A 23,758-nucleotide genomic window follows, 5' to 3' on the forward strand; every position below is an offset into this window, starting at 1 on the left:
TAAGTAAGTTGATTTTTAGTATAGAATTTTTCAATAGTGCAGGATAAAATATTCGCTGTAAAAGTGCGTAGATTGAAGAATATGAGCTTGTTTTACTATTATATACGTTATTATTTTTTATAATATATAGTATAAGACAAATAAAAATGTAATACAATATGTCCCATTTCAAAAAAATATTTGCAAAATTATCCCAACACTAATAATACTTCACTTTCATATCTTATTTTAACTCTTATAAAATGCGTCCTATTGAGAAGAATAATGTTGGAGGTGGTTTTATAATGAACAAAAAGTTCTTACAAACTGCAGCAATTGCAATGGGTCTAACAATCTTTACATTACCACTTGCTGCCTGTAATACGAGACCAAATTACTATATGAGTCCCGGGAAAACAGGAATTATACAAAAACAGAATGTAACTCAATATGGTACAAGAATTGGAAACAATCTTGTTAACAACACAGGCAGAACTAATGTTGTTTCGCCTTTACCTAATGCTGTTATTTCACCTATACCTGGGGGTGCTGTTGTTGCACCTATACCTGGGGTTGCTGTTGTTTCACCCGTACCCGGTGCTCCTGTAAATACCTCATATAATATGACAGAAAGAGCCATGAGTATCAAAAGCCAGGTAAAAAATGTACCTCAGGTTAAAGATGCAAACGTTATAGTAGTTGGAGATACTGCACTTGTCGCATGCAGCCCAAGTAATGCAGCAGCCAATACTGATGCTTTAAAGAAAGCTGTTACACAGAGAGTTAAAAGCTTTGACCCTACTATAACAAAGGTTGTTGTATCAGAATCCCCAGACATGATGACAAATGTAAATCAAATGTATAACAACCTTACTACTAAATCAATAAACCAGATAACTCAGGATTTCAACAACTTAATTAAACAGATTACACCATCAGCATCATAAGCAAATAAGAATATAATATCTGAGTTGGGGACGGCATTTTTGCCGTCCTTTACTTTATTGATTTTGAAACATCTCTATAAAAATTGAGCAAGCAGCCAGCTGTCGTTTTCTGAGCAAGTGGTAGAGTAAATTTAGCTATTGTATAATACCTTTTTTTATTTTCCTTTATGTCTTTCAATCTGCTGTAAATTTTTATAGCATTTCTGGCGTTACATTTTATAAACTCTTCAATGCCCGCCATATAGTAGCCTCCATGATCTACAGCAAAATTAGGTGTACTTAAATAAGTACGCTTTATGTAGTTTTCATATTGTCTATGTTTATCTAAAAGTCTTATATTGGCATGATGTGGTACTGTCATATCCTGAACCAGGTGAACCGCAGCACCCAAATAAAACATTGATTTATTGGTATTTTGAAGAAACCAATACTCCTTTGCCTTTTGATAATACTCAACAGACAGACTCATTGCATTGCTATTTCCAAATAGGCCCTTATCACTTGTTGGACTATAAAAATGATTTGAGCTTTTAAGGTCCTGATCAGCCCATACAACCCCGTCATTTAAGTCAACAATATAATCGCTGAAAAAGCAATGAGCATCCAGGTATTTATCCTTCTCCAGTATTTTCAATGCCTGAAAGTTGATAAATTTATGTATTTCACATTCAGTCTTAATAACCTTCTTTTTAAAAGGATTAATTACCAGTAAGACGTACTTGAATGCTTTTCCGTATGTTTTTTCAAGTCTGCCCGCCATATTTTCCGCTCCTAAATTAATTTTTTCCTTAAGTTATGTTTATCAATTTTAGATTTTTTATTTATCTGTATTTCGTCCAAAAAAAACCAGTTTCATGTAAACTCACGAAACCGGTTTTAACCATAAACTAACTCAATTGGTTTTTACTAAGGTGTAGAACTAGGATATGGACTTTCAATTTGATCTGATTGAAAAACCTTTTCCAGAATATCTTTAACAAAAGATACTATATAGCCTCTAAACAATATCGCAAGACCCACAAGAACGGCAATAATTATTACTATCTCTACAGTGCTCATCCCATCTTCTTCTTTTAGAAAATTTTTAAATAAACTCAACATACCATTCACCTCCTCTCACTTTACCTTTTATATATATATAACAACCCCTAACTGTTCTTCATAACCTAATTCTAATTAGGATCTCTAAATCCCCTGCATGGCAAATATAGCAGGAACTGTTACAATAATTAATATCGCAACAAACATTATCATCATCGGAAACAACATTTTTGTTGAGGCCTCTTCACCCAACCTAGTTGCTGCCCGCTTACGCATTTCCCAACACTCTGAAGCCTGAAGCCTCAAAATTGATACCAGTTCCGTATTTCCCTTTTTAATATTTTGCAAAACCACAGAGACAAATTTAGTTATTTCCGGTATCCTGCATCTTTTTGCGAAATCCTCATAAGCAGACATCTCCGATTTCCCAGCGCGTATATCAGCAACTGCAATACTTAATTCCTCATATAAAACACTGTTTTTCTTGTTGTCAGTCACTATTTTCTCCCATGCTCTCTGTACAGTCATTCCGGCATTGATCAAAAGCGTAAGCTTGTTCAAAAAGTCAGGAAAATCAAGTTGCATAGACGTACGACGTTTTTTTACCTTTTCATTTAATTCATTGTCCGTAAGAAAGGCTATAGCAATTAGTACAATCAAAGAAAAGAACCCATAACCTACATCCGGCTTGCTGCTTAGCCCAAATAAACTAAGAAGGAATGCTGCCAGCAGCACAAATGCAATCTTATTTGCCCAATGAATCTGCAGATAAAAGTGCGAATATTTTGCACCATATATTTCGATAATCTTTGACATCAGTTTTCTATCATACTTTGTACTATAACCATACTTGACCGCATCAATTATAAACAAGCCCGCAGGAATCAAGCCCTTTAACTTGTATTCATTACTGTCAAGCGGCTCGGTATATTCTTTATATTTTTTTGATGAGAGTATAACAAGAATGAGAATGAAGCCTGTCACTACCAGGAAAATTGCAAGCATAATAGAATTGATCTGCATAGTTTCTACTCCTTAAACCTTTATATTCATTATTTTTTTGGAGATAAAATATGCAATAATAATTAATGCCAATGATAAAGTCATTACCAATCTGCCTCTTAAGTCGTGAAAAACTGGATACATATAATCTCCTGTGCTTAAAGACAGGAACAATATAAGCATTACAGGCATTAGAGCCAATATCTTCTGTTCAAATTTCCTTGATGCCAAAAGTGTATCTATTTCTTCCTTTACCTCTATTTTATCGCTTATAATATTTGATGAGTTTTTTATAATATCAACAATATTTCCTCCGGTTCTTTTGCTTGTTTGAAGTACATCAACAAAATTCTCTATATCTTCCAGGTGGGACCTTGCTGCGAAATCTTCCAATGCTGACTCTATTGTTTCATTCATCTCAATTTTTCGCACAATATATTCAACCTCTTTTATGATAAACGAATTGCTATCCGGGTAGATTATGGAAAGATCTTTTAGGACTTCTTTAAATGAGGATTCAATAGATTTGCCGGCCGAAAGGGATGAAGACAGGGAATAAAGCATATCTCTAAACTGCAAGTTCAGTTCATTCTTTCTTTTTTCAATTATCTCCTTATTTCTTATCTTTGGGTACAACAAAGCAACAAATGATACTACCAGCGAAATTATACAGTTTTGATAAAATATATATGCTATTAAATAAACTGCAACTGCTGCTAATAATGTATATCCAACACGTTCTTTCAGGCTCATAACATATGTGTCATAGTCAGGCAGGTTATTGCTTTTTTCCATAGCAACCTCTTGGATTTCCTTTTTTCCAATCATCCGGCAATTCCTTCCTTCATACTTTATCTAATATTCCTGCCATTTTGAACTTCAGTGTATTAACCATTTCATTATCAGTTCTTTTTAAAGTACCTATAACTCTCCCGTCTTTGGTCTCACCTTCTTCAATAAATTCAAATAAAGTATTCAATTGGATATTTCCATCTCTGTACGCTACAACCTCAGATATCTCCAATACTCTTCTTGATTTATCTCTGATTCTTCCCAAGTGAATTATTATATCAATGGCAGACGCAATTTGCTGTCTAATAGCTTCTAACGGCATGATCGCACCACTTAGCACCATAGTCTCAAGCCTTGAAAGCATATCCCTGCTTGAGTTTGCATGCCCCGTTGATAGTGAACCGTCATGCCCAGTATTCATAGCTTGAAGCATATCAAGCGCCTCAGCACCTCTAACTTCACCTACAATTATCCTTTCAGGACGCATACGTAAGGATGCCTTGATAAGGTCCCTGATTGTAATCTCGCCTTTGCCTTCAGTGTTAGCATTTCTAGTCTCCATTCTGACTATATTATCAATGCCAACAATTTGAAGTTCTGCTGAGTCTTCTATTGTAATAATCCTTTCATCTTTAGGAATAAAATTGGATAGGGCGTTCAAGAAGGTTGTTTTTCCAGAGCCAGTACCACCACAGATAAATATATTATATTTGGCTCGCACCATTCGTTCTAAAACTTGTGCAGTTTCATTCGTGAGCGAGCCAAAACTAATAAGTCTGTCAATCGTCATTGGTTTATCTGAAAATTTTCTAATTGTCATGATAGGGCCGTTAAGTGCAACTGGTCCTAAAACTACATTTACACGAGAACCGTTCTTTAATCTTGCATCTACTATAGGTGAGGATTCGTTAACGCTTCTATTCACCTTAGAAACTATTGATTGGATAACATCTTCTAGCTTTTCGCTGCTTTCAAACCTTACATCAAGCTTTTGTGTCCTCCCATCCTTCTCAATAAATATATTATCCGCACCATTGATCATAATTTCTGTTACCGATTCATCATCAATAATGGGCTGTAGGACATCGAGGCGCCTCATGGAGTTAAAAACCGCTTCACTAATTTCTCTCTTTTCAGAAACTGTCAGATAAAATTGTTTGGATTTTTCAAAAACGATAGAGGTGATTAATTCCTTAATCTCCTCATCGGAAATATCTTTTCCAAGGTCCACACTTTCACTGACAGTTTTCTTTACTTCGGATATAAGGCTTGTCTTATCGATTATACCCATTAACATATCCTCCTTGCACTTTTTAACACAACTATTTCAAAAAGGCTACGCAAAAATCCGAAGTAAAATTTCAATTATTCCTTGTATCTTTCAATAAGCTCTTCTATGCTTTCAGTAAAATGACCCTGCAGGTCCATAAGACGGTTGTTGCCTTTTATAGCCATCATGCCTGGTACAACCGGAATATAGTAGTCAATTGAATTGCCACAAACACTCACCGTCTCAACTTCCAATGCCATATAGCTATTATACTTGTTCAAAACCAAGTTTATTTTATCAGAAAAATCAATTCCTTTTCTCTGCTTTAAAATGTCCATCTCATTTGAGAACAAATCAATCTTTATATCAGATACAGCATCTTGAGGAAGAACCAATAGTATCTCGTCACTAGAGTCAAGTATTGAAATATTTCTATCATCAAAGCTGCTAGACATGTCTACATACACAATATCATACTGGCCCATACTTTTAAGTTCGCCAAGGAGCGTCTTTAATTCCTCAGGCTTTGAATCCTGCAGGTCAAGTAAACTCTCAGGCGGACAGAAATAATGAATGTTGTATTCACCATCTATACATTTAGCTGATTCAATCCTAAGCTGGAGGTTTTTACTCTTATCCTTCAAGTAATACAAAATATTTGAAAGATTCTGTCCTCCCCTGCAATCACAAAATAAAGCTGTAGATTGGAAATCTTCAAGATTAAGATAAAAAACTTTGAGCCCTTTCTGAGCACATTGTATTGCACAACTGGTTGAAATGGTCGTTTTTCCCGACCCACCTATAGGAGAATAAACAGCAACTACTTTTGTTTTTTTCTCTCCTGTAATATTGATAATATCTCCATCGTCTTTTTGGGCATATATATTGAATATATCACTTACAATTTTATCGCCTTGTTGATATTTACTAATAGTATAATATTCATTGCTTTCACTGCTAACCCTATCTACTGTAAGTAGAATAACCGTTGCAACGTTTCCTTTCAGAATTTCACGAGAATATAATTCAGAGTCTATTAATAAAACGTCAATTTTATTACTCTCATCTGATAGATATTCTACAAGACATGCTTTATCAGTAAAAGAGCTTACCTGGAATCTTTGAGAGTAATTCAGCATAAAATATCCGGCTATACTCTCAACATAAGTTTCATCGGTGTCAGCAATAATCAGTTTCAACCTTGTCATAACATTTCCCCCGTAAACATAAAAATATAAAAGCATCTTATATTAATATATAACAATATAACTATATAAAACAATATAATATTTGATGTTTATTTAAAATATTAAAACAAAATTAAGAACAACCTAGAGAATAAAATATGATTACGACTTTTAAAGCGTTTATATATTATATTATACTTTTACTACGAATTTTTGTCAAATTTTATTAAACAATTGTACTGCAATCTTTAATTTCAGGCTAATTCCTAAAATGAAACAAGTATATAGCCAGATAGTAATATACTTGTTTTATTTTAGCTAAACAAATCAATATTAATTGCGTGTTTTAATCGATATTAAAAACCTCGGAAAGGTTTAGTATAATATCAAAGCATTCTGAAGTATCACCTACAATATCATCTCCTGATTTTCTGATAGAGTAATGTTTTCTTGTATCCCCAAACAGAATATAGTTTTTTCCTTCGTGTGACGGATCTTTATGCTCAAAGTATTTTATTTCAAAGTCAACCAAATCATCATAGGGTTGCTTTATTGAATAAGTTTTTACCCATTGCAGTTCATTACAATTCTGAGTTTTTAAATGAGCAACTACTTTATTGTACAACTTGATCGGCCCGTCTTCCTTATTTGGTGATTCCGGCTCTTTTTTTTGAATAGCCTGCTCTTTAACTTCAAAACTTGTTTTTCTTTCTTCAAGAACAGTTTCTCTTTTTTCAGGAATAGCCTCTCTTTTTCCAGAATCAGTTTCTTTTTTTTCAGAAACAGTTTCTTCTGTTGTGTTACATTTAGTCATGTCTTTCAAAATATCTACCTGATCACTTATTTCGCTCCACAAAAGTCCATTACTCTTGGATAACATATCAAATGCTTCTTGTGAAATCAAACCCGCCGCCTTCAAATATCTTTTCAGAGAATCTTCCATAATCTTGAACAATTCCCTGTCGTTATTACTGATCACATTCCCACACCCTTCAATTGTTATGTATAAAAATAATATACCAAATTTCCATAAAAAATACAAATCCAGAACGAAGTAATACTGAAAGCATAATAATATTAAACATTTTTTTCTAAAAAGCATTTCAAATTATATTACTCACTTTTATTTATTATCCCTTTTGTGATATAATTTTATTGTTATTTACTCGTTTATTATGCATTCGGAGGATCGGTTCATGCAAATATTAAGTTATAAACTTGATGCATTCATACCCTTTGATAAAGACAGTATTGAAGACTTTTTAGTTTTATGTGAAGATGTTATATGCAAAATGACTTCCGACGAAAAAGCTATTTTTAAATTAAAAAGTGCTACCCACGAGTTACTCATTAACTCTCTTGAGCACGGTTATAACAGAAACGCTGGAACAGTTTCATTTTATATGAAAAGGCATCCTGATAAAATAACCTTAGAAATGACTGATGAAGGTTCAGGTTTTGATACATCACTGCTTAAATCAGAAAATCTCGGCACTGACTTGAATTCTATTAAAGGCAGAGGCTGGGGGCTTATGATAATCAAAAGACTATCCGATAGTATGGAAATCACTCCAAATACCCCAAAAGGCACAAAAATCAACATTTCCATATCGCTTAATGATTTATGGAAATAGCTTCAATTCCCTTAATCAAGCAATTGGGACTTTTGAAAAATTGAAGTGTCCTGTAACATCATTACTATTGGTATAATCAAATAATATAACTGTATTCTTACTTTCCATAACATTTTCATTCGTTATATCATTCAAAAACATCTCAAAGTGGACCTTGTTATATATCTGCTTTGCAGGAATTCCTTCAAAGTGCGGAATATATTTTAAGATATATTCTTCGTTCTTTAAAAAATCAAAACACTTTTCTTTAAAACCCAAGTCCATATTCCTAGTTAACCCAGCTGGAAGGTTATTTGTATTGTTAGAAAGCAAAAAATCAAATTTCAAAAGCTCATTTACTATTTTTAAATCTATATCTATTTCAATCTTTTGAGCAAATTCCAAAACTATCGTATACAAATCCCGACTAGACAAAGAACGGTCAAAGTATCCTGACCTTTTGAAATACTTTGATAATTTTTCATAAAAATCAAAGGGCGAAGCAAAAAAGCCCTTAATCAGGTAATCGATAGTTTTATTGAATCTTCCTGAATTTAAAAAGCGTTCTACCATATCTTCAATACACTTAAGTTTTGATATTTCTCCAAAACTTAAGTAATTGCTGCTTAAAACTTCATAGGGAGGGTAATTTCTGAAGTTATAACCATATTTATCTGACTCTGCCCTTATACGCGAGCCCTTAAGAAGCTTGAGAAATCCAACTTGAAGTTGTTGTGGTCCCAACTCATATACGTCATTAAAAGATTTTCTGAAGGACTCATAATCCTCATAGGGCAATCCCACTATCAAATCAAGATGCAAGTGAACATTTCCAAGTCTATTAAGTTTTTGAACATTGAAAAACACCTCATTTAATCTTGTTTTCCTATTAACAGCAATAAGCGTTTTGCTATTTGTAGTCTGAATCCCAATCTCAAACTGGATAAGTCCTGTAGGAGCCTTTGAAAGAATATCCATCATCTCGTTATCAAAAAGATCTGCTGCTGCTTCAAAATGAAAGTGAGTCGAACCGGCATTATCAATAACAAATGACAATATTTGTTTTGCCCTTTCCAAATTACAATTAAAAGTCCTATCTACAAATTTAACCATCTTAATACCTGCTTTAATAAAAGCCAGAATATCAGACTTCACACGTTCCATGGATAAATATCTGACACCTTTAAAAGTAGATGATAAGCAGTAGGAACAGTCAAAGGGACATCCTCTTGACGACTCATAGTATACTATTTTATTCCCTACATTGTAAAACATCTCCTCGCTGTAAGGTGACCTTATCATGTTCAGGTCTTCTATAATAGCATATTCTTCACCCAAAACCAGATGATCTCCATCTCGATAAGTGAGACTTTTAATACTATCCGGCTCTATGGATTTATTAATTAGTGCTCTTAAAAGTTGTCCAAAAGTCAACTCTCCCTCTCCTGATAGGATGTAATCTATGCAACTGTTTTTGTCCATTATTTCAAAAGCATTAAAAGATACTTCAGGTCCTCCAAGAATAATTTTAACTTTTGGAAGTACTTTCTTTAAATTATCTGCTATTTTCAGTACATATTCAATATTCCAAATATAGCATGAAAACGCAGCAATATCGCAACTTTCTTCATATATACCTGCAAGCACCGAATCAATCATCTCGTTTATTGAATACTCCATCACCTTAACTTCTCCGCATTCAGGCATGCAGTTTGCCTTTAAATACCATGGTGCCAATGCTGAGTGTATGAATTTTGAATTTAAAGCGACTATAACAGTTTTCATATTATTTCTCCCCAAATAGATATCGAACTATTATATCAAAAGTCTCTAACCTATTTCAAGGAAGACTTCATATTATTCAAAAAATATAGTAAAAGGAAACGCGAAATAAGTCTCTTTAATTTATAAGACCATATTACCATTTTCATTAGTACCTAGACAATGATATAATTATTATATGGAAGGTGGTATGACAATGAATATGAGCAGTATCCCCCTTGAATCTCTAAACAGCGTAAGGCAGGCTATAGATATAGCCACTCTCAGGAAGTCTATGAATCAGGATGCACAAACTGTTGGTACTCTCATTAATAACATGCAGGAAGTCAATTCAAAAGTACTCGAACATTCAGTTACACCACACAAGGGCAGTTCTATCGATGTAAGTGTTTAATGGATTGTTGCAAAACCTTAAACAAAATGCTATAGGGTATGGCTAATAAGTTGTTTTCTCCGGGTATACCTTAATATTGTTTAATGAGTTTATACCATATCCCAACTACATCCTTATAATAGTCAAGAAAGCATTTTTTATCTACAGCTGCATTTGTCTTTAAAGCTATCTGATCAATCACTTGCCCATTTGCCGTAAATCTTATATACCCTACTTCAACATTAGGATGGACAGGTGCCATCAATTTGTTATTATACAGATAAAGTTCTTCTTTAAGGCTGTTTTTCTCTTCTTCAGTAAGAGCCACTTCCAGTCCTTCAACAGGTATAATAGGCACAATCTCTCCTTTTCCTTTTACAACTGGAAGTTTACCAACGTTTTCTTCACTATCTAAAAGTTTATATAATTTGTAATTGTTAAAAGCATAATCCAGAATAGCTTTGCTGCTTTGTGCCCTTACAGACCTGCTGTGACAGTTTAAAACTACAGAAATAATCCTCATATTATTTCTGGTAGCCGATGCCACAAGACACCTTCCGGCTTGACCTGTGTAGCCCGTTTTTACCCCATCAGCACCGGGATATGCACCAAGCATTTCATTTGTTGTATATAAACTCCTGCCTGTTATCGATGTACTCTGTGTTCCTACTATTTGAGAAAATGTAGAATTTCCCAAAGCGTATCTGGCTATTTGTGCAAGCTCATACGCAGTTGAGTAATGCCCCGGGGTATCAAGACCATGTGGTGTCTTAAACTGAGTGTTTTTTAGTCCAAGTTCTCGCGCCTTGTCATTCATCATCTGGGCAAACTCTTCTACACTCCCTCCTATATGTTCTGCTATTGCTATTGCCGCATCATTCCCTGAATTTAACATCAAGCCATATAAAAGCTCCCTAAGCGATAATTCTTCACCTTCTTTAAGGTGTATAACAGATCCTCTAACGCTCGCTGCCCTCTTGCTCACCTTGACCTTATTATCAAGTTTTCCCTTTTCTATTGCCACAATTGCAGTCATTATTTTTGTTGTACTTGCAATTGACCTTGTAGAATAAGCATTCTTCTCATATAATACTCTTCCGCTTTTCATATCTATAACTATTGCAGCGCCAGCCTCAATTTTAGGTGTTTTTGAACCCGCTGCATTACTTACTTCTGTCGAAAAAATCTCTCTAAAAGGTTCATCTTCGGTAAAATCATCTGCAAATGTAATCCAACTCCATGACACTATTAAAATCAAGCATATAATTGAAGCAGTAATCTTTCTCCTCATCATACCCCCAACCAAGTTCATCACACCTATCAATTATTTTTTACTATAAATCTATATGTAATTTGTAAATGGTTTATATCTAACTTTTGATATAACAAAGTATAAAATTTACAACATGCTGGATTAAATTATATCTTACAAACTCCGATATTAATTATAGGGGGTGGATTAATATTATATGGATAGTGAAATTGTATATGTAGACGAGTATATAAAGATATACATTATATCAAATAGTGTGTATATTGAGTCTTTGAAAAGCGGAATGCCATTGAATCAATTGAATAGCATAATTACTGCATACCCACAGTTTCAGATCGTTGATTTTAATGTAATAAAAGATGCTGTCAGTCACGCTCCTATACCTCCGAAGAAATTTGGAGAGCTCAAAGAAAAAATAATAATCAAGACATCTGATGATGGACTTAAAGCAACAATAACCTATAACCTCCCCAAAAGTGCGTTGGATCTTAAAAACCGGGATTCTCTTGTCAAGGAAACCTATGAGGCTCTTACCAAGCACGGTATAATCTTTGGAATAAAACGAGAATTCTTTTTTGGTGAAATTGAAACAGGCAAAACTTATACTATTGCCGAGGGAGAAGCTAGTGTTGATGGAAAAGACAGCATAATTAAAATGTATGAATTAAGCGAACACAAGCCCGAAATCAAAGAAGATGGGAAAGCTGATTACTATGATTTGAAACTGATAAACAAGGTTAAAGCCGGAGACTGGCTTGGTGAACGGATTGAAGCTACAGAAGGTTTTCCCGGAAGGACCGTAACAGGCAGTAGTCTAAAAACCGTTAAAGGAAAGAATTTTCCACTATTATATGATAAAAACTCAGTTTACGAAATTTTATTAAACGGTAAAACTATCCTATATTCTAAAATTAATGGTGCTGCAAACTATATTGATGGCAAAATAACTGTATGCAACCATCTCGAAGTCGACGGAGATGTAGATTTCACTACAGGTAACATAGAGTTTGATGGCTATGTAACAATCAAAGGTACTGTAACTGACGGTTTTTCGGTAGTTGCAACTAAAGATATTGAGATAAACAGTCCCTTAGGGTTAGGAAATGTCAAAGGAATAAAAAGCTTGGAAGGCAGTATTTTTATAAAAGGCGGAATAGTTTCAAAGAATCAAACTGAAATAACTGCAAAAAATGATATATTTACCAAGTTTGTAAACAATGTAGTCCTTAACTGCGGCGGCATTGCACATATAGGCTTTTACTGTATAAACAGCTTTGTCCATGCCAAGGAAGTATTTATTGAATCTACCAAGGGTAATATTATAGGCGGAAATATAAAAGCAGAAATGAAAGTTACTGCACCTGTAATCGGTTCACCACTGGAAGTAAAAACTATAGTTGAAGTAACAGGATTTAACAGAAAAGCTTTAACTGAAAGACTTGAAAGTGTTGTCAACGGAATTGGAAGTCTAAAAGATGAGCAGCAGTCACTCAAACAAGAACTTTCCGGTGCATCACAAAAAGAAATGACAGTTGTAGAAGTTAAAATCTATAATAAAAATTTTCTCAGGTTAGTTGAAATTCGAGAAGAAATAAAGGCTCTTGAACACGAAAGGAAGAACCTAAACATGTATTTAAAAACAAAAGGTGAATGTGAAATCACTATAACTAAAAGAGTGTACCCAAACTGTATTCTTATTGTAAAAAACATCCATAGCGAGATAAAATATGCGTCTGTTGCAACATCACTTTTCTTTTTAGATGGTGAATTAAAGCAAATATGATTACTTTATCATAAAAATTTTATAGTTCCTCCTAATTAAAATTAATAATACTTTTGGTATTGTAATAGGTTTAATAATGGGTATAATAAATCTCTAAAATAACTCTCAAAAAAAATTTATTTTTAATAAACTCATATTAAACCTTTTACTTGTAAAAATTAAGTAATATAATATAACTGTTCAAAATAACAATACTTATGCTTAATTAATTAGGAGGATTTATGGCAAAAAATATATTAATAATTTCATCAAACTATACAGGCCATGGACACAAAAGCATAACGGATTCTTTACTGGAGAAGTTCTCCCTTAATTCCGATGTAAATGTACATGTTATAGATGGCTTTACACTTCTAGGAAACCTGGGAATTAGAATTAGCAAACTTTATGGCTCTATTACAAGAAATGCAAAAGAAATATGGAAAATGATTTGGGAAATATCAATGAAAAAGCCTTCAATTGTTAATGAATTCATTGAGGTATCAGTAAGGGATAGCTTTTTAAAGCTATTAAAAAGTGTTAATCCAGATTTGATTGTTTCGGTACATCCTAATTTCAACGGCTCACTCTTAAATATTCTGGAAGAGTATGAGATAAAAATTCCTTTTGTTACTTTAATAGCTGATCTGGTTTCTATTTCTCCTCTTTGGGCTGATCCCAGGGTTGACTACGTTATATGTCCTACAACAGAATCAAAATACAAGTGTCTTGAGTTTGGAGTTTCTGAATCCAAGCTTAAATTAATCGGCTTTCCAGTAAGGCAAAAATTCCTTCAGCATCTAAACGCTGACACTCCTGAAACCACTTACAATAGAAACCGTCCTTTAGAGTGCCTTATTATGAGCGGTGGAGAAGGATCTGGAAATATGAATACAATTGCCAGTATACTGTTAAAGAACTTTAATTGTCGAGTTAAAGTTGTGACCGGCAGAAATAAAGTACTAAAAAGAAGGCTGGAAAGATCTTTATATGAAAGGTTTGGAACTGATAGAGTTGAAGTATTCGGTTTTACAGAAAATATTCAGGAGCTAATGCTTTCATCTGATTTAGCTATAACCCGCGGAAGCCCAAATGTAATGATGGAGGTAGTAGCTTGTAATGTTCCTCTTATTGTAACAGGAAACTTACCAGGACAAGAGGAAGGAAACCCGGGTTACCTTTTAAAACATAACCTCGGAGTAGTTTGTAAAGAAACCCGGAAACTTAAGGCAATAACCAGGGAACTGCTTATTAATAATGCAAGCAAGCTAAAACAAATCAAACGTTCTCAGAAAAAGTTTTTAAATCCTAACGTTGCCCAAGAAATTGCAGATTTTATTTTGAGCATAGAAGGTTCAGGGGAAGTTACTATCCCCGATAGCTCAACTAGATTCTGGGATATTAGTAAAAAAATTAGCATCCCGGAAAGGATAAGTTTAAAGAAAAAGATTCCTGTAAGAAGACGCAGAAACTTTTAGGAATGCCGAAAATGCAACTTCAGCTATAATCCAATATATAATGAAACAGCTATCTAAAGTAAAATAGATAGCTGTTTATTTCATTCAGTAAATTCAATCTATAATAACACCCACCCATATAGCCATTAATTTTAATCCTCTCCTTTATACTCTTAATGTCCTTTTATATGATTCAAACTGTTAACATAAAAAAAATAGAAAAACTTACTACTCATAATCCGTTTTATTTAAGAAACAATAAGAATAAGGAGGTGATATTAATGGCAAACAATAATAGCAAAACTTCATTTGATAACATGAAGTACGAAATAGCAAGGGAAGTTGGAGTTAACTTAAAGCAGGGTTACAACGGTGACTTAAGTTCTAAAGATGCTGGTAAAATTGGTGGTAACATCGTTAAGAAAGTATTCCAATCCTATACTGGAAATAGCTATCCTACAGAACGTTTAGGTGATACTTCAAGATAAGGATAAGTAATAAAAAATAGCAGGAGTTAATCTCCTGCTATTTTTTTAATGCCTCGATGTCCCGGAGTTTTTATTGGAGAAATTTATGCAACCGCTAAAAGTACAAGAATATATGGAAATATAAAAATAATATGATATAATTAACTAATAGCTAAAGCTATACTAATTTTTATATTAGTAATTACTTTCAGGAAACGGTGGTAGATATGGTAAAACTCCAATACAAATTCAAAAATAACAAAATTATTTCCCTTGAACCAACCAAGATAATCGTATTTAGTTTCGCGGCTGTTATATTCTGGGGGGCATTACTATTAACCCTGCCGATAGCATCCAACCCTGGCCAGCCACCTGTAAGCTTCCTTACAGCACTCTTTACAGCCACATCCGCAACCTGCGTTACCGGGCTTGTTGTTGTTGATACCGCTACACAGTGGAATGTTTTCGGGCGGACGGTCATCATTCTTCTGATACAAATAGGCGGACTTGGCTTTGTTACTATCGCTACATTTTTCTCTGTTCTTTTAGGAAGAAAGGTAGGAATTAAAGGCAGAATACTCGCCCAGGAATCGCTGAACCATTTCAGTTCGGAAGGAGTACTCAGGCTTATACAAAAAGTAATTTCAGTAACGTTTATTGTAGAATTTTTCGGTGCCGTTATTTTTTCCACAAGGCTTATTCCTTATGCTATAGCTAATAAACGTTCTGTTGCTGAAGGTATTTACATGTCAGTCTTTCAGTCTATTTCAGCATTTTGCAATGCTGGCTTTGATCTGGTTGGAAAATACCGTAGTTTGACTGTATTTAACGATGATCCTATTGTTCTGCTAACTACTGCCCTATTGATTATCATTGGCGGTCTAGGCTTTATGGTGTGGAAGGACCTGTACGAATACAGGGTAAATAAAAAACTTCTTATTCATACTAAAGTTGTACTTGTATTTACAGCGCTTTTACTGCTATTTGGAACTTTATCGGTCTTTATATTTGAGTATAATAATCCAGCTACCTTAGGTAAATTAAGTATTACGAACAAATTACTTAATGCTTTTTTCCAATCGGTATCATTAAGAACAGCTGGTTTTAATTCAATTGACATATTACCAATGAAGGAAATAACAAAAGTCGGAAACGTTATACTTATGTTTATTGGCGCCGCTCCAGGCTCAACAGGCGGCGGAGTTAAGGTAACCACTTTCGGTATTATAATTGCTGCAATCATTTCACAGATGAGAGGTTCAGATGATACAATAATATTTAAGCATAAAGTTTCTCATAATACTGTTAATAAATCCCTTACAATTATCGGCTTAAGTCTGATACTTGTAATTACAGTTACAACTATTATTCTTGTAGCTGAAGCTAATAGATTTTACTTTATTGATACTTTATATGAAGCTACATCAGCATTTGGCACAGTTGGTCTTTCATCATTTGGTACACCTAACTTGCAATCAAGTACTAGCAGAATTGCCATTATTATCACCATGTTTTTAGGAAGGGTAGGCCCTCTTTCGTTTGCACTTACACTTTCTTTAAGAAACATCAAGAAAAATGAAGATCAGATTTATCCTGAGGGAAAAATAATTGTAGGATAAAAAAAGCGGCACCTAAAATGCCGCTTTTTTTCTGAAAATTAATTAAGTAATATTTTATCTATTCCTAAAATCAAAACAATTCTTTACTCTTACCTAAAAAGTATTCCTTTAATTCTTGTTGATCCTGTTTTGATGAGATAACTATGATGTAATCCTTATCTTTTAATACAGTAAAACCATTTGGAATAATTACTTCTTCATCTCTTATAACTGAGATAAGTATGCAATCCTTAGGAATATTTATATCTTTTAAGCTCTTATTGTTCACAGGAGATTTATCTGTAATAACAATCTCACTTAACACCAATTTACCGCTTTTCAACTTCATAAGAGTCTTTATGCCTGTATAATCAACTTCCTGTTCTATTAAATCAGCAATTATAGATGTGCTGCTGACTGCAAAATCTACTCCTAGCTTTTGAAAAACCTCTATATTTTTGGGATTATTAACTCTTGCTATTGTTCGCTTAACACCATAATTTCGCTTAACCAACTGACATGCAATAAGATTGTCTTCATCCTTACCTGTAACCGCAATAAAAGTATCCGCTTTGGCAATCTCTACTTGAGCAAGTATATCTAAATCCGTTGCATCTCCGTTAAACGCGGGAATGCGGAGTTCATTGGCAAGTTTTTCGCACAAATCAATCTGCGGTTCAATGACAGCTAACTTATGCTTGTAAGGTAGAAGCGTTTTTATCAGATAATAACCTATCTTTCCGCCCCCAGCAACAACTATATACATTCTTAACAACCTCCAAAAATAATATTATATATTTTGACCTGGTTATACTACGATATTCAAACACTATCTGCCTTTTTGTGCTATAACAAGGGTATCTCCCTGATTTATGGTAATATCTTCATTTGCAAAATAAAATGAACCATTTTGAATTATTCCAAAAACAAACGAATTTTCTTTGAGTTTAACAGAATTTAGCTTCTTTCCGAAATATGTATTTTGAGCTTTAACATAATTATAAGTTAAAACAGTATTAGCTATTGTATGCAGCGATGTTTTTGGTTCTCCAACCACCATGGATTTAATAACCTCAACAGTTATTTGTGTCGGGCAGATAGTCTGAAGTCCAAAATGTTGAAATATATTTTCACGCGCAGGATCATATATTCTCGCAACGACCTTCGGTATCTTGAATATCTCCTTTGCAACCTGGCAAACCATTATATTGACATTGTCATCAGGAGTAACGGCAGCTAATGCATCAGCCGTCTCAATCCCAGCCTTTTTAAGCACATCCTGATCTATAGGTACACCTGTTATTGTTATACCGTCAAAATCCGGATCAAGGGCTTTAAAAGACCTACTATCATTATCAACTATAACTACATCATGACCGTCCTCTGACAAAACCTGCGCAAATCTTGCTCCGACTTTCCCACACCCGATTACAATTATTTGCATAACCCTTCCTCCTGTATAATAGCCGTTCGTCAATTTAAATCTGTCCAAAAGGTCGTTTGAACAGTTATTTAAAACTAATAAATTTCATTTTATATTAATTAACTAATATTTGTATACCGGCGAATTTCTTGACTTAATATGTAATAAACAAGTATTTGATTCTTATAATTATTTATATAAGAATATCTTAGCTAATCTAGGTATTGCGCAATTTTACTCAGATGTATAATAAAAACTCAATATGAAAAAAATAATATTGATATGTAAGCATATTGTACATCTTTAAAACCATGTACCTTATTATACTGGACCCGGAAAGGATGATTCTGTGCTTGTAGTTTTCACTCGAACCTTAATTTTATTTTTGCTTGTAGTTATAACCATGCGGGTAATGGGAAAGAGACAAATCGGAGAACTTCAACCATTTGAGCTTGCAGTTGCTATTTTGATATCTGAGCTTGCAGCTGTACCTATGCAAAATACAGGCATACCGCTAGTAAATGGAATAATTCCCATTCTAACTCTGTTAATTGCACAAATGGCATTATCATTTATTGCCCTAAAAAGTACAAAAGCAAGAGGAGTCATATGCGGTAAACCAAGCGTGCTTATAGAAAATGGGAAAATACAAGAAGAAGAGCTTAGAAAGGAAATGTATACTCTAAATGACCTTTTAGAGCAATTAAGAATTAATAACACACCAAACATTGCAGATGTAGAATTTGCAATACTTGAAACAAATGGTCAGTTGAGCATAATACCAAAATCTCAAAAGAGGCCTGTAATTGCTGAAGATCTTAATATTACGACAAACTATGAGGGGTTACCCCTAGACCTCATTGTAGATGGAAACATAAATTATGATAGTTTAAAAAAGGCAAATCTAGACGAGATTTGGCTTAAAAACGAGCTAATGAATTTCGATGTTAATAATCTGGCTGATATTCTATTTGCCTCCTTAGACTCTCAGGGTAAACTATTTTGGCAACTCAAGTCATCAGAAAGGAGAAAGAATTAGATGCACTCTACAAAAATAGTTTTAATTATAACTGTAATACTTGCTATAATTTTTGGTGCATCCGTTTTTACAAACCGCACTCTTTCCAGCCATGCGCAAAGTATTGAAAAAAAAATAAGTACTGTTGAAGCTAATACAAGGGATGGAAAATGGGAAGCAGCCGAAACCGAACTGGCAGCCATTGAGGAAGAATGGCCTAGAGTAGAAAAAATCTGGGCAGTATTACTGGACCACGCTGAAATAGACAATATAGACGAAGCTCTATCAAAGGTATCTGAGTATGTAAAATCAAAGAGTGCCCCTCTTGCTCTTGCCGAGTTGGCATCTTTAAAGAAATATATAAACCATATACCGGTTAAAGAGTCCTTTAACCTAAAAAATGTCTTATAAAAAAGTCAGCTTCGTCGATTTATAACTAGGGTATTTCTCTGCAGCAAACAGCCTTTCGGTAGACTTTTTTGATGCCAGAAAGAAATACACTTTCTTAGGCATTAAAAAAGTCTACCGATTTATAGCTAATAGATATTATATTGCAAACTGGTAAAAAAGAGTGCATATGAAAACAGTATAGAAAAACCCCCCCATGATAAGGGGAATAGGATTTAGACTTTTTCTATTTTCCATCCAAAAATATACCACCGACGCTGACATAACCGCAATAAGAGCACTTATAACTGCATTTGAGTTCAAGCTCCAGTCTGTTGATAATATTCCTATTGAAACAGGTATACAGCTTTGAAATACCATAGCCCCTGTAATATTACCCAATGCTAGAGCATCCTTGCTTTTGCTTATCCAAATTATACTATTAAACTTCTCCGGAAGTTCTGTAGCTATTGGAGTAATAACAAGAGAGAGAACAATTGCAGGTATACCAAATAATGCTGAAACTGCTTCTATTCTTACCACAAATATGTCAGCTCCTATTATTATTCCCAGTAATGCCAAACACACCTGAAGCATTATAACATAAAAACGTGGTTTAATATGAAATATTTTTGAGAAATATAGCTTATCTATAGGGCCTTGCTGGATTTTATCCTGCTTGACTGTAAGAAAAATATAGTATATATATATCGAGATTAAAAACAAAGCAATTACAGTTCTTAGAATCTCTATATTTATAAATGCTGACGATATTCCCAGGGTATAAGCTGCTATAAAAAAACAAATATCCCGGCTCACAATTTCACGATTTATACCCATAGACATACCGGTCCTTCTCTTTCTCCAGAAGATCACAACACTTATTCCTGTCACAAAGAAAGCCAATGTGCTAAGCATAAATGGTGCCCCAATTATAGCTCCAATTCCGATATCAATTGAATTGTTTTCTCTAAAAAATAATATAGCAATAATAGGAATCATAGTTTCAGGAAGACATGTACCTACCGCTGAAAATAAACTTCCTACCACACCATCCCCTACCCTTAACTTCTTTCCTAGCCATTCGATGCTGTTTGTGAAAAGTTCACAGCTGGCAAGTATTAGAAGCAAACTCAAAAACATTTGAAAAATATTAGGCCACATAAGCATATATCACATCCTGTTTGTCTAATTTTTGTATTTATTTTAAGTTTTTAAAGTTCATTTTTGATACAAAAAAATAAGGTATACATTTGCTATACCTTAAGTATATTAGTTCGGATTCTTTAATATTAATAAATTTTGGGGTATGTGTTTAATATTTTCTTTTTCCTTTTCTCCTCATATAGTAAATTATCCGCCTTGCTTATAAGCAAATCTACTGAAATATTTTCTTCATCCTTCCTAAAAGAAGCACACCCAAAACTAATAGATAGTTTATATGATTTTTTTGACTTATTATTATAATCATCAATTAAATCTCTGATTTTGCCATAAACAAGATCTTCATAAAATTCATAAGATGTGATGGCTAGAATAGTAAATTCATCACCACCAAACCTTGCAATAATATCATTACTGCGAAAAGCGCTTTTTAAAATTCCTGTCATTGCCAAAATGGCATTATCCCCTTCTTCATGTCCATAGGTATCATTTATTTGCTTTAATCCATCCATATCGGCAAAAAATAGAAATCCATTATTATTTGACTTCTGCGCAAGGTCAACACTTTTTTGAGCAAGATTATAAAAACCTCTTCTATTATATAAGCCTGTAAGTTCATCGGAGGTAGACAAGTAATTAAGTTCCTGGTTGTAACTTTCCAACTCCATCAATGTGTTTTGAAGCTTATTTTCAATCTTCTGCCTGTATGACATTAGCTGTGAGATTTTTATAGCACAAGACAAGTCAACCGTTAAGGTTTCAAAAACCGAATTATCATACACAATGTTCCTAAACTCATAAAGTGCTAGTCCTAATTGCTCATCCTGAAAGAAAAGCGGAAATAGAATATAGGTTTTAAATTGCGTTGATAATAACTCGGAAAACATTTCATCCGAGCTAACCCATTCATTGCATTCGTCTTGAGATGTAAGAATTAGTTTTAGATTCTTTGGTTTTATAAAATTAGACCTTTGAGGCTTATTAAAGGAAAAATTGTTTTCATATAAATAAATGTAAAAGCTTTCTATACCCATTTCCTTGAATTTTTCAATCAAGTATTTTTTCTGATCACTAAAATCATTCATTGATGTCAGCATTCTAATAAGAATACGTCTTAAATTGTTTTCCGAATCTAGAACTCGCCTTTTTCTTGTAGCACTTTTTCGGTTGAGTTGTTCAATTAATATCGTTGTAAGATCGAAAAAATAGTTTTCAACAACTTTTTGTTTTATATCCAAAAATAAAACTGCTTTTCTTAGCCTGGAAATTATATTGAACAATATAAAACAATTATCTTCACTAAGTTTACATACAATTTCATCGAAAGAATTTAAAAGAGCCACCTTTGTTTTGGAATTTGCTAAAGAGTCCAGGAAAATATTTAGAAACCTTTTAAATGTCTCCAAATCAAAAACCGCACTAATTTCATCAGCTTCCGAGTTAACAAAATCTTCAACAAAGGACTCAAATTTTATTGAATTCGGACTTGAGGCTTTTTGATCTATAATTTTATCCAATTTACAGCCACAACTATCACGAATTATTGGTTTTGTTCCTAAAACTCTACTCTCAAATTCTTTTTTTGTAATCGCATTTACCAGCATTTCTAGCGAGTTGTACCCTAAATCATAGATTGGTTGATTAACAGTAGTTAGCCTTAATAGCATCGATGCGGATACATTATCAAAACCAATTATAGGAATATCTTCAGGTACCCTGATATTGTTTTCTTTTAAAACTTTGATTGCACCAAATGCCATTTCATCATTAGAACTTACAATTGCATCAAATTGAATATTTTTCCTAAGAAAAGATGAAACAGATGAAGTAGCAGAATCTATAGTAAAATCACCTTTTATAATTAAGTCCTGATTAAAAGATATATTGTTCTGAGCCAAAGTATCTTTATAGACGTTAAATCTTTCGATAGCTTCCAGATGATCATCAGGTCCTGTAATAAATGCTATCTGCCTCTTGTTATGAACAGCTATTAAGTGCTGTAAAGCACTTTTAAATCCCTGCTTATTATCAATACAGCAAGACATACCAATTGGCAGAGACATTGAAACAACCGGGATATTAAACCGGTGTATGAATTCTTCGAGTTGTTCCTTGCTGGCATACTTTGAAATAGTTCCTGATGAAACAATAACCCCATCTACATTTTTATCATTTATAAAATAGTATGAAATATTATAATTATAATCATAGTAATCCGGGGAGTGTAGGGACTTTCCAACAACAACAATCAAGTTTACGCCTAATGCTTTTGAGGCATTGAAAACCGTAAGTGCTTCAAAAGATGACGTCTAGCTATATCACGATCATTGCGATAAGCTAATGGTGTCATTTTTTGAAGCACTTTTTATGTTTATGATTCAGCCTGCATTCTTCCGGTAAATCCTTTGACCAAGGCAGGTACTTGTCCAGAAGTTCTGGGTGGTTTTTAAAATCTGTATTAGGCATTGCTTCAAGGATATATTTTAGATACTCATACACGTCCAAAATATTTGCTTTGGCAGATTCCACCAATGTATAAAGGATCGCATTAGCAGTTGCTCCCCTTGGAGTGTCAGCAAAAAGCCAGGCTCTTCTTGCCACGGCATATGGTTTGATATTTGCCTCACAAAGATTGTTTGAGATGGGAAGTCTTCCGTCTTCTAGAAATGTTTCGAGATACTTTTTCTGATTCTTAGCATAATTTAGAGCTTTTGTCAGGTTCTCATTTGTAGTAGAAATTGCAGAGGTCTCTTCAACCCATGACCAAAAGGCATCAAGAATGGCGCGTGACGCCTCCTGACGCTTCTCTTTCTTTTCGTCATATGACAGTTCCTTTATCTCATCTTCCACTTTGAAGAGAAGATTGATGAATTCCCTTCCTTCAGCTCCTTTGGAACCCGAGATCTCTTTTCCTTTATTGTCCAGCGGAATACTTTCTATGAAATAGCGTCGACAATGAGCCCAACAAAGATTTCTTTTAATGTTCTCCGCTTTCTCATAAGCACTATACGCATCCGTGGTTAGATATCCATGAAACCCTTGTAATAGTTGCTTTGCAACATCACCGCTTCGGCTTCTGGAATAGTGGAAGAAAGCTGCCTTGATCTCTTCACAAGCTGCACTTCGCATGACCCACATGAAAGAATCACTGCTAGCTTGTTTGCCTTCTTCCTTATTACACTGGAATTCTTGTTTCATCCATGTGAAGGACTTCGCATTTTAA

Annotated in this window: 23 protein-coding genes; 9 read left to right on the forward strand and 14 right to left on the reverse strand. The window is 33.9% G+C overall.

The features are described from left to right. The first annotated feature begins 284 nt into the window (after window positions 1-284). Entirely contained in the window at window positions 285-926 is a 642-nt protein-coding gene (locus ACECE_RS0213540) for a YhcN/YlaJ family sporulation lipoprotein (RefSeq protein ID WP_010248069.1), read from the forward strand. 49 nt (window positions 927-975) lie between these two features. Here the strand turns inward: ACECE_RS0213540 and ACECE_RS0213545 are convergent, their stop codons facing one another. The 7 genes from ACECE_RS0213545 to ACECE_RS0213575 form a co-directional block, all read right to left on the reverse strand. Further along, window positions 976-1,686 carry a zinc dependent phospholipase C family protein gene (locus tag ACECE_RS0213545; RefSeq protein ID WP_010248072.1) on the reverse strand — a complete coding sequence of 237 codons (711 nt, stop codon included), beginning with the start codon at window positions 1,684-1,686 and terminating at the stop codon, window positions 976-978. A 146-nt stretch (window positions 1,687-1,832) separates the two neighbouring features. Further along, complete coding sequence (locus tag ACECE_RS0213550) at window positions 1,833-2,027, reverse strand: Flp1 family type IVb pilin (protein ID WP_010248075.1); 195 nt, start codon at window positions 2,025-2,027, stop codon at window positions 1,833-1,835. A gap of 84 nt (window positions 2,028-2,111) precedes the next feature. Continuing rightward, a complete protein-coding gene (locus ACECE_RS0213555; RefSeq protein WP_010248078.1) occupies window positions 2,112-2,990 on the reverse strand; it encodes a type II secretion system F family protein in 879 nt (292 codons plus the stop codon). 12 nt (window positions 2,991-3,002) lie between these two features. Beyond that, the gene (locus tag ACECE_RS0213560) at window positions 3,003-3,797 is read right to left on the reverse strand and encodes a type II secretion system F family protein (protein WP_010248081.1); all 795 of its coding nucleotides are present in this window, start codon (window positions 3,795-3,797) and stop codon (window positions 3,003-3,005) included. A gap of 16 nt (window positions 3,798-3,813) precedes the next feature. Next, window positions 3,814-5,052 carry a CpaF family protein gene (locus ACECE_RS0213565; RefSeq protein ID WP_010248084.1) on the reverse strand — a complete coding sequence of 413 codons (1,239 nt, stop codon included), beginning with the start codon at window positions 5,050-5,052 and terminating at the stop codon, window positions 3,814-3,816. A 74-nt stretch (window positions 5,053-5,126) separates the two neighbouring features. Then, window positions 5,127-6,239, reverse strand: a complete 1,113-nt coding sequence (locus ACECE_RS0213570) for an AAA family ATPase (RefSeq protein WP_010248088.1) — start codon at window positions 6,237-6,239, stop codon at window positions 5,127-5,129. Window positions 6,240-6,564: 325 nt separating this feature from the next. After that, window positions 6,565-7,197 carry a hypothetical protein gene (locus ACECE_RS0213575; RefSeq protein ID WP_010248091.1) on the reverse strand — a complete coding sequence of 211 codons (633 nt, stop codon included), beginning with the start codon at window positions 7,195-7,197 and terminating at the stop codon, window positions 6,565-6,567. Between the two features lie 217 nt (window positions 7,198-7,414). Here ACECE_RS0213575 and ACECE_RS0213580 point away from each other — a divergent pair, with 217 nt between their 5' ends. Continuing rightward, window positions 7,415-7,852 carry an ATP-binding protein gene (locus ACECE_RS0213580; protein WP_010248094.1) on the forward strand — a complete coding sequence of 146 codons (438 nt, stop codon included), beginning with the start codon at window positions 7,415-7,417 and terminating at the stop codon, window positions 7,850-7,852. Window positions 7,853-7,867: 15 nt separating this feature from the next. On the opposite strand, the gene ACECE_RS0213585 is transcribed toward ACECE_RS0213580, so the two are convergent. Beyond that, window positions 7,868-9,616: a B12-binding domain-containing radical SAM protein gene (locus ACECE_RS0213585; protein ID WP_010248097.1), complete on the reverse strand. Its 1,749-nt coding sequence runs from the start codon at window positions 9,614-9,616 to the stop codon at window positions 7,868-7,870. Window positions 9,617-9,809: 193 nt separating this feature from the next. On the opposite strand from ACECE_RS0213585, the gene ACECE_RS0213590 reads away from it, so the two are divergent. Beyond that, window positions 9,810-10,007: a putative motility protein gene (locus ACECE_RS0213590; RefSeq protein WP_010248100.1), complete on the forward strand. Its 198-nt coding sequence runs from the start codon at window positions 9,810-9,812 to the stop codon at window positions 10,005-10,007. A 70-nt stretch (window positions 10,008-10,077) separates the two neighbouring features. Here ACECE_RS0213590 and ACECE_RS0213595 read toward each other — a convergent pair whose 3' ends face one another. Then, window positions 10,078-11,280: a D-alanyl-D-alanine carboxypeptidase family protein gene (locus ACECE_RS0213595; protein WP_010248103.1), complete on the reverse strand. Its 1,203-nt coding sequence runs from the start codon at window positions 11,278-11,280 to the stop codon at window positions 10,078-10,080. A gap of 175 nt (window positions 11,281-11,455) precedes the next feature. On the opposite strand from ACECE_RS0213595, the gene ACECE_RS0213600 reads away from it, so the two are divergent. The 4 genes from ACECE_RS0213600 to ACECE_RS0213615 all read left to right on the forward strand — a co-directional run bounded on the left by ACECE_RS0213600 (window position 11,456) and on the right by ACECE_RS0213615 (window position 16,564). Further along, window positions 11,456-13,042, forward strand: coding sequence for a DUF342 domain-containing protein (locus ACECE_RS0213600; RefSeq protein ID WP_010248105.1), 1,587 nt, complete (start codon window positions 11,456-11,458; stop codon window positions 13,040-13,042). 221 nt (window positions 13,043-13,263) lie between these two features. After that, complete coding sequence (locus ACECE_RS0213605) at window positions 13,264-14,499, forward strand: MGDG synthase family glycosyltransferase (RefSeq protein WP_010248108.1); 1,236 nt, start codon at window positions 13,264-13,266, stop codon at window positions 14,497-14,499. Between the two features lie 260 nt (window positions 14,500-14,759). Continuing rightward, window positions 14,760-14,966 carry an alpha/beta-type small acid-soluble spore protein gene (locus ACECE_RS0213610; RefSeq protein WP_010248111.1) on the forward strand — a complete coding sequence of 69 codons (207 nt, stop codon included), beginning with the start codon at window positions 14,760-14,762 and terminating at the stop codon, window positions 14,964-14,966. Window positions 14,967-15,172: 206 nt separating this feature from the next. Further along, entirely contained in the window at window positions 15,173-16,564 is a 1,392-nt protein-coding gene (locus ACECE_RS0213615) for a TrkH family potassium uptake protein (protein WP_010248113.1), read from the forward strand. Window positions 16,565-16,634: 70 nt separating this feature from the next. Here the strand turns inward: ACECE_RS0213615 and ACECE_RS0213620 are convergent, their stop codons facing one another. After that, window positions 16,635-17,318, reverse strand: coding sequence for a potassium channel family protein (locus ACECE_RS0213620; RefSeq protein WP_268871016.1), 684 nt, complete (start codon window positions 17,316-17,318; stop codon window positions 16,635-16,637). A gap of 54 nt (window positions 17,319-17,372) precedes the next feature. Next, window positions 17,373-17,987, reverse strand: a complete 615-nt coding sequence (locus ACECE_RS0213625; RefSeq protein ID WP_010248117.1) for a potassium channel family protein — start codon at window positions 17,985-17,987, stop codon at window positions 17,373-17,375. Between the two features lie 328 nt (window positions 17,988-18,315). Here ACECE_RS0213625 and ACECE_RS0213630 point away from each other — a divergent pair, with 328 nt between their 5' ends. Together ACECE_RS0213630 and ACECE_RS0213635 are read left to right on the forward strand one after the other, a co-directional pair. Further along, complete coding sequence (locus tag ACECE_RS0213630) at window positions 18,316-19,005, forward strand: DUF421 domain-containing protein (RefSeq protein WP_010248119.1); 690 nt, start codon at window positions 18,316-18,318, stop codon at window positions 19,003-19,005. Beyond that, window positions 19,006-19,395 (forward strand): DUF4363 family protein, encoded by a 390-nt coding sequence (locus ACECE_RS0213635; protein ID WP_010248121.1) that lies wholly within the window; start codon window positions 19,006-19,008, stop codon window positions 19,393-19,395. It begins immediately after the preceding gene. A 135-nt stretch (window positions 19,396-19,530) separates the two neighbouring features. Here ACECE_RS0213635 and ACECE_RS0213640 read toward each other — a convergent pair whose 3' ends face one another. The 3 genes from ACECE_RS0213640 to tnpC form a co-directional block, all read right to left on the reverse strand. Then, window positions 19,531-20,535: a sodium:calcium antiporter gene (locus tag ACECE_RS0213640; protein ID WP_026073839.1), complete on the reverse strand. Its 1,005-nt coding sequence runs from the start codon at window positions 20,533-20,535 to the stop codon at window positions 19,531-19,533. Window positions 20,536-20,663: 128 nt separating this feature from the next. Then, complete coding sequence (locus ACECE_RS0213645) at window positions 20,664-22,787, reverse strand: substrate-binding and GGDEF domain-containing protein (RefSeq protein ID WP_010248125.1); 2,124 nt, start codon at window positions 22,785-22,787, stop codon at window positions 20,664-20,666. A 94-nt stretch (window positions 22,788-22,881) separates the two neighbouring features. Beyond that, window positions 22,882-23,733 (reverse strand): IS66 family transposase, encoded by an 852-nt coding sequence (tnpC, locus tag ACECE_RS27535; RefSeq protein WP_010248127.1) that lies wholly within the window; start codon window positions 23,731-23,733, stop codon window positions 22,882-22,884. Window positions 23,734-23,758: the final 25 nt, after the last annotated feature.

The sequence above is a fragment of the Acetivibrio cellulolyticus CD2 genome (genome assembly GCF_000179595.2).
In the GTDB taxonomy this organism is placed as follows: Bacteria; Bacillota; Clostridia; order Acetivibrionales; family Acetivibrionaceae; genus Acetivibrio; species Acetivibrio cellulolyticus.